Origin of the sequence: Mesorhizobium sp. B2-2-4, assembly GCF_006442375.1 — a bacterium.
Lineage (GTDB): Bacteria > Pseudomonadota > Alphaproteobacteria > Rhizobiales > Rhizobiaceae > Mesorhizobium.
Genome location: NZ_VFWB01000021.1, coordinates 34531 through 47851, shown reverse-complemented (window position 1 = coordinate 47851; position 13321 = coordinate 34531). Strand labels below are relative to the sequence as shown.

General features: G+C 63.7%; 12 protein-coding genes. 7 read left to right on the top strand and 5 right to left on the bottom strand.

All coding sequences use genetic code 11. The annotated features are described in order from the left end of the window. Positions 1 to 392: 392 nt before the first annotated feature. Positions 393 to 1526, bottom strand: a complete 1134-nt coding sequence (locus FJ959_RS30990) for a metallophosphoesterase (protein ID WP_140494294.1) — start codon at positions 1524 to 1526, stop codon at positions 393 to 395. A 113-nt stretch (positions 1527 to 1639) separates the two neighbouring features. Next, on the bottom strand, positions 1640 to 2305 hold the full coding sequence (locus FJ959_RS30985) for a TetR/AcrR family transcriptional regulator (RefSeq protein ID WP_140584482.1): 666 nt from the start codon (positions 2303 to 2305) through the stop codon (positions 1640 to 1642). Positions 2306 to 2424: 119 nt separating this feature from the next. Here FJ959_RS30985 and FJ959_RS30980 point away from each other — a divergent pair, with 119 nt between their 5' ends. From FJ959_RS30980 to FJ959_RS30960, 5 genes are all read left to right on the top strand, one after another. After that, positions 2425 to 3207, top strand: a complete 783-nt coding sequence (locus FJ959_RS30980; RefSeq protein WP_140633847.1) for an NIPSNAP family protein — start codon at positions 2425 to 2427, stop codon at positions 3205 to 3207. A gap of 222 nt (positions 3208 to 3429) precedes the next feature. Further along, positions 3430 to 4203, top strand: coding sequence for an SDR family oxidoreductase (locus FJ959_RS30975; protein ID WP_140584481.1), 774 nt, complete (start codon positions 3430 to 3432; stop codon positions 4201 to 4203). A 142-nt stretch (positions 4204 to 4345) separates the two neighbouring features. Beyond that, positions 4346 to 5743, top strand: coding sequence for a class II fumarate hydratase (fumC, locus tag FJ959_RS30970; RefSeq protein ID WP_140584480.1), 1398 nt, complete (start codon positions 4346 to 4348; stop codon positions 5741 to 5743). A 178-nt stretch (positions 5744 to 5921) separates the two neighbouring features. Further along, positions 5922 to 6344, top strand: a complete 423-nt coding sequence (locus FJ959_RS30965) for a DoxX family protein (RefSeq protein WP_140494302.1) — start codon at positions 5922 to 5924, stop codon at positions 6342 to 6344. A gap of 171 nt (positions 6345 to 6515) precedes the next feature. Beyond that, positions 6516 to 6920 carry a DoxX family protein gene (locus FJ959_RS30960; RefSeq protein ID WP_140494304.1) on the top strand — a complete coding sequence of 135 codons (405 nt, stop codon included), beginning with the start codon at positions 6516 to 6518 and terminating at the stop codon, positions 6918 to 6920. Positions 6921 to 7200: 280 nt separating this feature from the next. Here FJ959_RS30960 and ppx read toward each other — a convergent pair whose 3' ends face one another. Beyond that, complete coding sequence (gene ppx, locus FJ959_RS30950) at positions 7201 to 8736, bottom strand: exopolyphosphatase (RefSeq protein WP_140515513.1); 1536 nt, start codon at positions 8734 to 8736, stop codon at positions 7201 to 7203. Beyond that, a complete protein-coding gene (locus FJ959_RS30945) occupies positions 8736 to 10928 on the bottom strand; it encodes an RNA degradosome polyphosphate kinase (protein ID WP_140633845.1) in 2193 nt (730 codons plus the stop codon). The genes ppx and FJ959_RS30945 overlap by 1 nt, the downstream gene beginning before the upstream one ends. 202 nt (positions 10929 to 11130) lie before the next feature. Between FJ959_RS30945 and FJ959_RS30940 the strand changes: the two genes are divergently transcribed. Together FJ959_RS30940 and FJ959_RS30935 are read left to right on the top strand one after the other, a co-directional pair. Then, the gene (locus FJ959_RS30940; protein WP_140494310.1) at positions 11131 to 11376 is read left to right on the top strand and encodes a zinc-finger domain-containing protein; all 246 of its coding nucleotides are present in this window, start codon (positions 11131 to 11133) and stop codon (positions 11374 to 11376) included. A gap of 19 nt (positions 11377 to 11395) precedes the next feature. Beyond that, a complete protein-coding gene (locus tag FJ959_RS30935) occupies positions 11396 to 12619 on the top strand; it encodes an FAD-dependent monooxygenase (RefSeq protein WP_140633842.1) in 1224 nt (407 codons plus the stop codon). A 30-nt stretch (positions 12620 to 12649) separates the two neighbouring features. Here FJ959_RS30935 and FJ959_RS30930 read toward each other — a convergent pair whose 3' ends face one another. Next, entirely contained in the window at positions 12650 to 13315 is a 666-nt protein-coding gene (locus FJ959_RS30930) for a TIGR02117 family protein (RefSeq protein WP_140584477.1), read from the bottom strand. Positions 13316 to 13321: the final 6 nt, after the last annotated feature.

The following is a 13321-nucleotide window of genomic DNA, read 5'->3' as shown; positions in this document are numbered from 1 at the left end:
GAACCGCTTCGACGCCAAAACAGAAGCGGACAGATCATGTGCTACCAAACCGGACAACTTGATTAGCTACCGACATTCTTGGCTCACCCGCCGCGACGGTTCACGCCAATCGGGCACTGAACAAAGCGGCCCTAAAAAAATCTGGACGCGCCGGGAGCCATTTCGGTCGAAGCACGTTTCATGGTTGTCGTCAGCAATTCACGAGAGCAATCGAAGGAAAAGCGAACGGCAAAGACGCCCCCCGCACGATAAAAGGTGCGAGGGGCGTTTTCTTTCGGCCCCTACATCGCGGCGGTCATCATCGGCGGCATCTCGTAGCGGAGGCCGAGGCCCGAGCGCACTGCCAGGTCGACGTCAGTCAGCGTCCGGGACGAAAAGGCCGCTGCGGGCTTTCATGTCTGGAACGGTTTGCTGAAGGCGTTGGTGAATGTGACCCCGCCGTGATCGTCGCTGGCTTCGCCCAGCACGACATCCATGCCATCATTGGTGACCCGCGCCAGTGCGAACCCCCCCATATAGGCCGCCTTTGGCTTGAAGAGATCAAGGCCGTCGCGCTGATAGATCATCGGCACCTCGTGCTGATGGCCATGGAAGATGGCAATCACGTTGTAGCCTTTCAGGGCCGCAAGCAGTGCCTGACGGTCCGCATCGCTCCACCAATGCGGCGGCCCCTTGCCGTCGTCGTCGAACGCCTTTTTGGCGGGATCCCATCGCTCAGTCGAAAAATTATCCCAGCCATAATGCTGAAACAGGATGACCGGGCGGCCGTCCGCCGCATAGGTCGCCAGATCCTGCTTCAGCCAGGGCAGGCTGCTGTCCGCGCCATGGCCGGTGTCGCCAGCGAAACGGTGGGTCTGGACGAGATGCAGCCCGCCCCAGTCCCACGCATAGCAGTCGGTCTCGACATCGTAGTCGGTGGCTGGAACCGGTGGCTTGAAGAACACGCCGGCACGGTGATTGACTTCGACATAGTCGCGCATTTCGCGCCGGTACCAGTCAACGTGATGCCGCGGGCCGTTTTGGTCGAGGTCATGATTGCCGAGCCCGACATAGACTGGAACATGCACGCGGTCAGGCCCCATGCCTTGCTGGTAACGCTGGCTGAATTGCAGCAATTGCGTGCCTTCACTCGGCTGGGTGATCTGACCACCGCCATCGTCGGTCATGTCGCCGCCGATGACGAGGCCGAGCGGCGTGCCGATTCGGCTGCCGGCGGAGCGTAGGCCCGTCGGGACGCCGCCGATCTCGACGGGCCATGTCTTGTCGCCAATGCCGTTCAGAGCCGCCACATTGCGCAGCAAGGCAGCGTCGGTCTTGCCTTCCTGCTGGCAATTGGGACTCAAGCCGCTGGCCATGCGGCAGGCATGGACATCGGCGATGAACAGGAAGGTGGCGTCGACAGGCTGAATGCGCTGCCCGGTCTGGCCGAGCGCCGGGCGTGGAAGCGCAAGGGCCGTGGCAAGACCGGCGGCCCGCGCCAGAAAACGGCGTCGTGATACCGATTTTGGTGAGAAGCGCTTCATCATGGGTTGAAGTTCAGCACGGACACCGGTCAGCAGTAAAGTTCAGCGCCCGGTCCACGGCTGCTGCCCTCCCCCAGAACGGAACTGAGTTGTAGGGATCGTTCCCGTCCTCGGCATCAAAGGTTTCCCGGTGGCAGCAATATCCTGCGACGCCGCCTCGTTGCGGCCATGGGCGAAGCTTGGGCGACATTCTGCTCCAGCCCCGCCAGGCAATCGCGCAACATGCCGGCATCCTGCGCCGTCTTGGCCATCGACATCGCGCCGGAATAGGCCGCGACGGCCAGGGCGGCGAAACGCTGCGGGTCGGTGTCCTGCTCCCTGCCCGCCTGCTGATCAGCCCGGACCTTGTCGGCGATCGCCTGGCGCCAGCCGGCAAAAATGCCGGCAAGGGCGGCGCGCAATTCGGCATCGACGAACGACAGTTCATGTGCAAGGTTGTTGAGGGGACAGCCGCGCACGAAGCCTTGTTGCTCAAGTTCCGCCGCCACGGCTTCGAAGGCTGCACGCACGCCTTCGCGCGCCGAAGCGGCCGCCCGCAAAGGCGCCATCCATGTCTCTTCGACCGCCGCGGCCACACGCTCTTCGATCACCGCCAGCGCCAACGCTTTCTTGGTCGGGAAATGATGATGCAACGCGCCGCCGCTGACACCCGCCGCCGCCATCAGATCGCCGAGACTGGACGCGTGATAGCCGCGTACCTGAAAGGACTCCTGCGCGGCATCGAGCACTCTGTTGCGCATGCCTTCGGGATCATTGGTGCGCTTCTGGGCATGCCCTGTCATCGGGAATCTCCACCGTGCCCCTCCAGGAGGGAAGAAAAAGAAGCTAGCAGATTGACAAAACAGGACAACCGGTCTGTTTTATAAAACAGGATGATCACCCTGTTTTTGGAGACGAGCTTATGAGCCTGCCCCTGAGTGCCACATCGGAGACAGCAGCGCTCGCCTCCCCGGTCGTCGAACTGCGGCAGTACACGCTGAAACCTGGCAAACGCGATACCCTTATCGACCTCTTTGACGGCAAGCTGATCGAAGGCCAGGAAGAGGCCGGGATGACCATCATCGGCCAATTCAGGGACCTCGATCGCCCCGACATGTTCGTCTGGCTGCGCGGTTTCGAGGACATGGAGGCGCGCAAACGTGCCCTGAGCGCCTTCTATGACGGTCCGGTATGGGCAGCGCACCGCAATGCCGCCAACGCCACGATGATCGATTCCGACGATGTGCTGCTGCTCAAACCTGCGTGGACCGGGGCTGGCTTCGATCTCTCCGGCGCATTGCGCGCGGGCTTGGCTGCCGACGAAAAGCCAGGCAGAAGCACGCCGCTGTCAGGGATGGTCGTGATTCGGATTTATCATTTGCGGCCGGGCGCAGAGGCCGCGTTCGCCAGCCGCTTCGAGCCCGAAGTCGCGCCGATGACGGCGTCACCCGGTGCGCGGCTGCTCGCCGCTTTCGTCACGGAGCATGCGGAAAACAGCTTTCCACGCCTGCCGGTGCGAGCGAGTGAGAATGTTTTCATCAGTGTGATGGGTTTTGATGGCGAAGAAGCGCAGGCCCAGCATGAAACCGCGCTTGCCGCCTCACCTGCATGGCAGGCCTTTTCGTACGCCGTCCGACATGACCTGGCCAGACCAACCGAAACCATGCGCCTGTCGGCGACATCGCGCTCGCGGCTTTGTTGCTGATCTCCAGTCCGCGCGGAAGCGGCGTCTGATCCGCTATACCTCCCCGGCATCGAGGCGGGGCGTAAATTCCCGCTTGCTCCCTGCCCAGTTCGCGAATGCAAGCGCCGGCAGTTGACCCCGACGCCGGCCGCAGCCGAAGTTCATACCATGGGATAGGCAGCCGGCTTGACCTCGACCGCCGATATGCGGTGCTCTCGTCACCAAACAGGCTTGGAGCGTTCAATGAGACTTTCCGGCAAACGCGCGCTGGTGACCGGCGGTTCGGACGGCATCGGCCTTGCCATAGCGGACGCCTTCTTGCGTGAGGGTGCCGAGGTCCTGATCATCGGGCGCGACATCGGAAAACTCGAGGCGGCCCGCGAAACACTCACGGCTTCCCATCCGAACGGTGCCGTCGAAACGCTGTCGGCCGACCTCGCCACCAGCCCCGGCGTCGCGGCGGCTGTCGAGCTTGTGAAAGAATCCGGCCGGCCGCTCGACATCCTCGTCAACAATGCCGGTGTCGCCTATCTCGTGCCGTTCGAGACTGTCAGCATTGACCAATTCCAGCAATCCTTCGCGCTCAATGTGGCGGCCACGTTCTTCCTCACGCAAGGGCTGTTGCCGCATCTCCCGGTCGGCGCATCGGTGATCAACATCTCCTCCTACTTCGCCAGTAAGATGATCCCCAACCGGCCGTCGAGCCTCTATTCCCTGTCGAAGGGCGCACTGAATTCGCTGACCAAGTCACTCGCCTTCGAGCTCGGTCCGCGTGGCATCAGGGTCAACGCCATTGCGCCCGGCACGGTCGACACCGCCATGCGGCGCAGGACCATCGACAATCTGCCGGCGCAGGCAAAGGTTGAGCTCGAGGCCTATGTCCGGCGCAGCTACCCGCTTGGCCGCATCGGCCGCCCTGAGGACCTCGCCGGCATCGCGGTCTATCTCGCCAGCGACGAGGCGGCATGGACCAGCGGCGGGATTTTCGCGGTGGATGGCGGGTACACGGCAGGATGAGTGGGACAGCCGATCTCCCCACGAGCGGGGAGATTGGCTCCGTCTTCAACCGATTTGCATCTTCATCGCCCGCAATCTCCGCTTGATGCGTTTTGTGCAACGCGATACGCCGTTGCCCAAATCGACAGACCGGAGACTTGCCGTGAGCGCTGCCAAGACCAGAACCGAAACCGATACGTTCGGTCCCATCGAGGTCGCCGCCGACCGTTATTGGGGCGCGCAGGCGCAGCGTTCGCTCGGCAATTTCAAGATCGGTTGGGAAAAGCAGCCGGCATCCGTCGTGCGCGCGCTCGGCATCGTCAAGCGGGCGGCGGCGGAAGCCAATATGGAGCTGAAGCGGCTCGATCCGGCGATCGGCAAGGCGATCGTCGAAGCGTCTCAAGAAGTCATCGACGGCAAGCTCAACGACCATTTCCCGCTGGTGGTCTGGCAGACCGGCTCGGGTACGCAATCCAACATGAACGCCAACGAGGTGATCTCCAACCGGGCGATCGAGATGCTGGGCGGCGTCATGGGCTCCAAGAAGCCGGTGCACCCGAACGACCACGTCAATATGAGCCAGTCGTCGAACGACACCTACCCGACCGCCATGCACATCGCCTGCGCCGAACGCATCGTGCATGACCTGTTGCCGGCGCTGAAGCACCTGCATAAGGCGCTTGCCGCCAAGAGCAGAGAGTTCAACCATATCATCAAGATCGGCCGCACCCACACGCAAGACGCCACCCCGCTTACGCTGGGCCAGGAATTCTCGGGCTACGCCGCGCAGGTCGCTTCGTCGATCAAGCGCATCGAGCTGACGTTGCCCGGCCTGCAGGAACTGGCGCAGGGCGGCACCGCCGTCGGCACCGGCCTCAACGCGCCCGTCGGCTTCGCCGAGCGGGTGGCCGACCGCATCGCCGCCATCACCGGCATCGCCTTCGTCACAGCGCCGAACAAGTTCGAGGCGCTCGCCGCCCATGATTCCATGGTATTCTCGCACGGTGCCATCAACGCCGCTGCCGCCGCGCTGTTCAAGATCGCCAACGACATCCGCTTCCTCGGTTCCGGCCCGCGTTCGGGCCTTGGCGAATTGTCGCTGCCGGAAAACGAGCCTGGTTCCTCGATCATGCCGGGCAAGGTCAATCCGACGCAGTGCGAAGCGATGACCCAGGTCTGCGTGCAGGTGTTCGGCAACAATGCGGCGCTCACCTTTGCCGGCAGCCAAGGCCATTTCGAGCTCAACGTCTACAACCCGCTGATGGCCTACAACTTCCTGCAATCGGTGCAGTTGCTCGCCGACGCTTCGGTCTCCTTCACCGACAATTGCGTCGTCGGCATCGAGGCGCGCGAAGACAACATCAAGGCGGCCCTCGACCGCTCGCTGATGCTGGTGACGGCGCTTGCGCCCACCATCGGCTACGACAACGCCGCCAAGATCGCCAAGACCGCGCACAAGAACGGTACCACGCTGCGCGAGGAAGCGCTGGCCACCGGGCTGGTCAGCGAAGCCGATTACGATCGGATCGTGCGGCCGGAAGATATGACCCATCCTGGGTGAAGGCACTTTTTCGGCGGGAAAATATGCTCCCGCCACCGCATCGACCGGCACGAATTTCCGTTTTCACCGGTTCACGGAAACGTATGTCCTGTGAACAATGTGTCGCCAGACAGGCGGCTTTGGTGAACAGTCAGCATGGTCTATCTGACGGGCGATCAACCCCATTCGGAGAGCCACCATGTCCACCAACACTTCCTTCGCCGGCACCGGCACCGCGTCCAACAGTTCTGTCACGATCCTGCTCGGCCGCATCCTGCTCGCGGTCATTTTCCTGCTTTCCGGTTTCGGCAAGCTCAGCGCCCTTTCCGGCACCGCGGCCTATTTCGGCGGCCTCGGCCTGCCCTTGCCGACCGTGACGGCCATCGTCGTCGGCCTCATCGAACTGCTCGGCGGTCTGGCCATTCTCGTCGGCTTCCAGACCCGGATTGCCGCCTGGGTGCTGGCGATCTTCACCGTCGCCACGGCCCTGGTCGCCCACACCGGCTGGGCCGACCAGATGCAGATGATCAACTTCATGAAGAACCTGGCGATCACCGGCGGCTTCCTCGTGCTGGCTTCCTCAGGCGCCGGCGCCTATTCGGTCGACGCCAAGCGCGGCTGAACTTCCCTCCCCCGTCTTTGACAGCAGTGGCGCGGAATTTTCCGCGCCACTGTTTCGTTGTCGGTCCAGAAGCCTCAATTCAGCGCCCGGATTTGCCGGGGCATTGGTGGTAGGATCGATCGGTCCGGGTGGGTAAAGGCCCAAACCGGCCAACCGACAACGGAGGTGACCATGCCTCGCAACGCACTGCTTCTGGCTTCGCGGCTGCTGCTTGCCGCGCTGTTCGTACCGTCAGGCTTCCATGCGCTCGCCGACATTGCCGGCACATCGGGCTATTTCGCCGGCCTTGGCCTGCCGCTCCCGGGGCTCGCCGCGTGGGGCACGGGCCTGTTCGAGCTGATCGCCGGACTGCTGATACTCATCGGCTTCCAGACCCGGATCGTGGCTCTGCTTTTGGCCGCCTTCTGCATCGTTGCCGGCTTCATCGGCCATTACGGCCAGGGCGCCGATGATGCGACGCTTGCCTTCTTGCACCAGCAGATGCTGATGAAGGACATCGCGATATCGGGCGGCTTTCTGGCGCTCGCCATGGCCGGCGCCGGCGCCTGGTCGGTCGACGGGCGGGCTGCTGTTTGATATCGCCTAAATCCAAGGGCAGGCCCGGAACCAACCAGACAAATGCCCCGGGTTGGACTCTCAATGCCCGAGCCAAGCCAACGCCCGTGTCAAGTCGACCCCCACTCCGTCGAGCTGCGCTCGACACCTCTCCCCCGATCGACGGGCGAGAGGTGGCTTGGCGAAGCCAAGACGGAGTGGGGGAAGCCGGTCTTCAAACACGAAGCCGCTGAACAAGTGGCGCGATTGAGTTGGTCAATATCGGCGTGGATCAGATAACTCACGCTCTGGTAGGCCGTACCTATTTCACCGAAACGCTCGGCCCACCTTCGACCGCCAGTACCAGGCGGCGGCCGGTAATTCGCGCCAGTTGCGCCAGGCGCCCGGCCGGGCGCTCGCCATAGAGATCTGCCAGCGATGCCGGCAAGACCAGCGCCAGCACGCCATTGCCGCGCTGCTCCCATTTCAGTCTCGGCATGACGCCGGGCATCGAGGCGGTCAGCAGGTAGACGACGCGCATCGATGCCGCCAGCACCCGCGCTCGCTCCAGATAGCGCGGTGTCGCCAGCGCCTTGATTTCGGGCGCGATGGCTTCGTTGAAGATGCCGTCGTGCCGATAGGCGTTGGCCATCGCCAGGTAGGCGCGGCCAGGGTGGTCCACGCCGAAAAAGGAGGCGTGGGCGATGATGTTGAGCGATTGCTTGCCGCGATATTCGGGATGCGCGCGCCAACCGATGTCGGCCAGCAATGCCGCCGCGTGGCGGTAGCGCGCCTCGTCCTCGGTCTCGTCGATGCCGAAAGCGGCAAAGGTCTTGGCCGTCCAGTCGACGAGTTCATGCGCATGGGTGACCGAGCGCGAGCGCAGCCGGGCGAGTTCCTCCGATGCCGAGATCAGCGGATCGGCCTTCTGCTCGGCCTGGTCGAGCAGCGAATAGAGGAAGCCTTCGCGCACGCCGAGCGCCGAGACGATGATCTTCGACGGCTGCATCGCCGCCATGATCTCCTGCAGCACGATGGCACCGTAAGGCAGGAGCGAGCGGCGGTTCTTCGAAACGCCCTCGATGCCTTTGATCTTCTCGATCTCGCCTTTCGCCACTTGCCGCAGGAAATTGGCGGCACTTTCGACGCCGATCTCGTAGTGGTGCATGACGCCAAGCGGATAGTTGGTCATCTCCATGTGCAGCCGGGCGAGATTTCGCCAGGTGCCGCCGACGGCATAGAAAGGCCTGCCTTGCCCGCCTTTGAGCAGCTTCGCCCGCCCCAGCTCGTCGCGCACGATTTTCGCTGCCTGCGTGAGGGAGTTCTTGGCCATATCCTGGAGGCGCAGGCCGCCCAGCGGCAACGTTATGCCGTCGCCGATCGCTTCGCCATTGACGTCGACCAGTTCAAGGCTGCCGCCGCCGAGGTCACCCGCGATACCGTTGGCCGGATGAAAGCCGCAGATGACGCCGAGCGCGGAATAGTAGGCTTCCTCGCGGCCGCTGATCACGCGGATCTCGGTCTTGAGCACGTCTTCGGCGCGGTGGATGAAATCGGGGCCGTTGACGGCCTCGCGGGCGGCGGCGGTCGCCAGCACGTACATGTGCTCGGCACCGGCCTGGTCGGAGAGCGCGCGGAAACGGCGGAACTCCTCCATCGACCGTGTCACGCCCTCGGGGTCGAGCTTTCCCGTCGACACGATGCCGCGGCCGAGGCCCGCCAGCATCTTTTCGTTGAACAGCATGGTCGGCGAGCGCGCCAGCCCCTCGTAGACGACAAGGCGGATCGAATTCGAGCCGATGTCGATGATGGACAGCGGTCGGCGATCCTGCAGCCGGCCCTGGGAATCGGACAGCATCAGGCGGCGGCGTTCTTCTTGCGGCGCTTGAATTGCGCGATCCGCTTCGGCGCATGCGATTTCAGCGCATCACCCCGTCCCGACAGGCTCGGATTGGTCATGAAATATTCCTGTGCGTTGAACGGCTCCTCGCCCTCCTCGAGCACGACGCGCCGGGAGGTTCCATCAGCCAATACGTCGAAACTTTGCTGATTGTCCATGATGTTGCCGAGCATGATCTGGCCCAGCACCTGTTCATGCACAGTTGGGTTGGTGATCGGCACCATGGTCTCGACGCGGCGGTCGAGGTTGCGCGGCATGAGGTCGGCCGAGGAGATGTAGACGACGGCCTCGTCCGACGGCAGGCCGTGGCCATTGCCGAAGCAATAGATGCGGCTGTGCTCGAGGAAACGGCCGACGATCGACTTGACCCTGATGTTTTCCGACAGGCCCGGCACCTGCGGCCGCAGGCAGCATATGCCGCGCACGACCAGGTCGATCTCGACGCCCGCTCGGCTGGCGTCGTAGAGCGCGTCGATGATGATCGGATCGACCAGCGCGTTCATCTTCATCCAGATGCGCGCCGGCCTTCCCTCGAGCGCGTGGGCGACCTCATCGGAAATGTGCTGCAGGATACGGTTCCTCAGCGTGAAGGGCGAGATCGCCAGCCGCATTTCGGCGGTCGGCTCGGCATAGCCGGTGATGAAGTTGAAAAGCTGGGCGACATCGCGTGCGATCGTTGCATCGGTGGTGAAGAAGGACAGGTCGGTGTAGATGCGCGCGGTCACCGGATGGTAATTGCCGGTGCCCAGATGCACATAATTGCGCAGCTTGCCGTCCTCGCGCCGCACCACCAGCGACATTTTGGCGTGGGTCTTGAGCTCGAGGAAGCCGAACACGACCTGGACGCCGGCGCGCTCGAGGTCGCGCGCCCAGCGGATGTTGGCCTCCTCGTCGAAGCGGGCCTTGAGTTCGACCAGGGCCGTCACCGACTTGCCGGCCTCGGCCGCGTCGACCAGCGCACGCACGATCGGGCTGTCGTTGGAGGTGCGGTAAAGCGTCTGCTTGATCGCCACCACTTCCGGGTCGGCCATCGCCTGACGCAGGAACTGAACCACCACGTCGAAGGATTCGTAGGGGTGGTGGACGATGATGTCCTTCTCGCGGATAGCGGCGAAGCAATCGCCGCCATGCTCGCGGATGCGCTCGGGGAAACGCGGATTGTAGGGCGTGAATTTGAGGTCGTCGCGGGCAACGGCGACGATCTCCGAAATCTGGCTGAGCGCCAGCGGGCCGGTCAGGACGCTGATGCGGCTCGACGAGACGCCGAGTTCGCCGGCGACGAATTCGCGCAGTTCGGCCGGCATGAGCATGTCGAACTCGATGCGAATGACGGAGCCGCGGCGGCGGCGCTTCAGCGCGGTCTCGAACAGGCGCACGAGATCTTCCGATTCCTCCTCGACCTCGATATCGCTGTCGCGGATGATGCGGAACGTGCCGGAGCCCTTGACCTCGTAACCCGGGAACAACTTGCCGATGTAAAGGCCGACCGCCTCTTCCAGCGGGATGAAGCGGACATGGTGCTTGCGGTCCGGCAGGCGGATGAAGCGCTTCAGCGCCACCGGCAGGCGCAAGAGCGCGCTCATCTCCTCGCCATTCTTGCGATGGCGAAGCTGCAGCGCCATCGAGAAGCCGAGATTGGGGATAAACGGGAACGGATGCGCCGGGTCGATCGACAATGGCGTGAGAACAGGAAACACCTGGTCCTGGAAGTGCTCCTCCAGCCAGGCCTTCTCGTCCTTGGTCAGCGCGTCGCGGGTGATGCTCTCGATGCCTTCCTTGTTGAGCAGCACGGTCAGCGCCGAAAGGCTCTTCTGCTGGTCTTCCTGCAACCGTTCGACCTCGCGAAGCAGCTGTTCGAGCTGCTGTTCGGGGGTACGCCCGTCCGGGCTTCTCAACACGATGCCTTCGCGAACCTGGCCGGCCAGACCGGCGACGCGCACCATGAAGAACTCATCGAGATTGGCCGCGGAGATCGACAGGAAACGTACCCTCTCCAGCAGCGGATGGTTTGTGTTCTGCGATTCCTCGAGCACGCGGCGGTTGAACTGCAACCAGGAGAACTCGCGATTGACGAAACGATCCGGATTGCCTTCCGGGCTTGCCACTTCGGCATTGATGAATTCGCTCTGGACCGGCTTCAGTTCGTTCATGGTTCCTGCTCTTCCCACGTCTGGTTGCTTCGCCGCTTTTTCGGGCGGCGCCCAGGCTGTTGCGCCTGGCTGCGATGCTCCAGCCGGTTAACCGGCTTAACTTATCCTCTGACAGGCTTTTGCGACAGTTTCATTTCATCGAACTTGCAAACAGACCGGTTATGATCCAAACGCTGAACAGACTGCGCTAAAGGAGACGACGATGGCAGGCGGTTCCATTCCCCATTTCCAGAACGATGCGGGCCATCCGGCGATCGATATCGGAGTCAAGGAATTCATGTGCACCGGCGCCAACCCGCCTTTCGACCATCCGCATGTGTTTCTCGACATGGGCGACGACAATGAGAAGGTCTGCCCCTACTGCTCGACGCTCTACCGCTATTCGCCGAAGCTGACGGCGATGGAAACGCTGCCGGCCGGCTGCCTCTACATCGATCAGGCCGCCTGACCTCCAGCGGGCCGGGCCAATGGCAGACGCACAGTCCCGGCAAGTCATCATCGCCGGGGCGGGTATTGCCGGGCTGACCGCGGCACTGGCTTTCGCCGAGCGCGGCTATACCGTGCGGATCTTCGAACAGGCGCAGCGCCTCGAAGCGGCGGGCGCCGGCATCCAGCTTTCGCCCAACGCGACACGCATCCTGCGTGAGCTCGGCGTACTCGACGCACTTCTTCCCAATGCCGTCAGGCCGGAAGCCGTGGTGCTGAAGGATGCGGCAACCTTGGGCGAACTGGCGCGCGTGCCTCTTGGACGAGCAGGCGAGGCGCGCTGGGGTGCGCCCTACCTCGTGGCGCATCGAGCGGACCTGCAAAACGCGCTGATGGCGCGCGTGGCTGCCATGCCCGATGTTCATCTCGCCACCGGCGCGCGCCTTGACAGCGTCACGATCAGCAGTTCAGGCATCACCGCGGCAGCCGATGTGGGTGGCAGGCTCGTCGCGGCGGAAGGTTTCCTTCTGGTCGGCGCCGATGGCGTCTGGTCGTCGGTGCGCGGACTTGCCGACCAAGGAAGGAAAACCAGGCTTGCGAAAAGCCACTTCTCCGGCGAACTGGCCTGGCGGGCAACCGTCAGCGCAGACAGTCCTGCCGGGCAAGCTTTTGCAGAGATCGGTGCGCCGGACTGCGTCACCACCTTCCTGCATCCCGGCTTTCACATGGTCGCCTATCCCGTCAGCAAGGGCAGCGCCATCAACCTCGTCGCTTTCACCAGGGGCGAGCGTATCGCCGAAGGCTGGTCCGGCCATGCCGATCCCGCAATCCTGGCCGGCGCCATGCGCCGCACCACGCCGGCGCTGGCAAGGCTTGCGGAGTTGGCCGGCCCTTGGGCGGCCTGGCCGGTCCATACGGTCGATCAGAAGCCGCCATGGGTAAGGTCGGGCCGCATCGCACTGGTCGGCGACGCGGCGCATGCCATGACGCCGTTCGCGGCACAGGGCGCCGCGATGGCCATCGAGGATGCCGCCACGCTTGCCGACGTCATGGGCGCCTCCCGTGCCGACCTGGCCGGAAGTCTTCAAATCTGGGAAGGCCTGCGCCGGCCGCGCGTCGTGAGAGTGGCACGTCGCGGCGCCCTCAACCGCCTTGCCTGGCATGCCTGGGGTCCGGTGGCGTTGGCGCGCAACCTTTTCCTGAAAGTGCGGGCGCCGGAGAAGCTCGCTGCGGATTTGGACTGGCTTTATGGGTGGCGGGCCTAGAACTCGAACGAGGCGTTGGCGTTATCTGCGCTACCTACCATTATACAGCTTCAACGACCACCCAAGCGAGACCGGCAGCGGGTTCCACCAACCGGTCCGCAGGCCGGCGGTTCGCAAGGCGGCGGCCGTCCAGGTGTTGCAGCCGGCCAGCGCATTGAAATGGCCGTTCGCCTCATAGAAGCGGTCGAAATCGGAATAGGCGGCCCTGGCGATGACGATCGGCCCGCCTGGTCCTTGCTGAAAACTCGCATCGATGAAGTCGAGCAATGCCGCAAAGCGGTCTTCCGGGATGTCGAAGCCGGCGACATCGGGTCCGGAGATATCGCCGGCGACCTCGACATGCATCACTGAAGCGTCAAGCGTCAGGGCCTTGAATACGGGCATCGCCTTCAGCTGCGACCAGGTCGGCGTCTCCAGGTAGAAGGCGCGGCCGCCCCAGCCGAAGACGATGTAGCGCACCTCGGGCGCATCGGAAGGCTGGCCGGCAGCCGCGAGGAAGCGAAAACGCCGGCGCACGCCATCATCGACGGGAATGGCGATGTCGGTGTGGATCGGATTGCTCAGCACCAGAATGTGCCTGACGCCCTCGCCGGCCGCGGCAGCCGGCCAGAGTGGTCGTGGCACCAGCGTGCCGAGTGCCGCGACCAGCACCACCGCGGCCACCAGCACGGCCAGGAAACGAAGGCGTTTTCTCATCCGGGC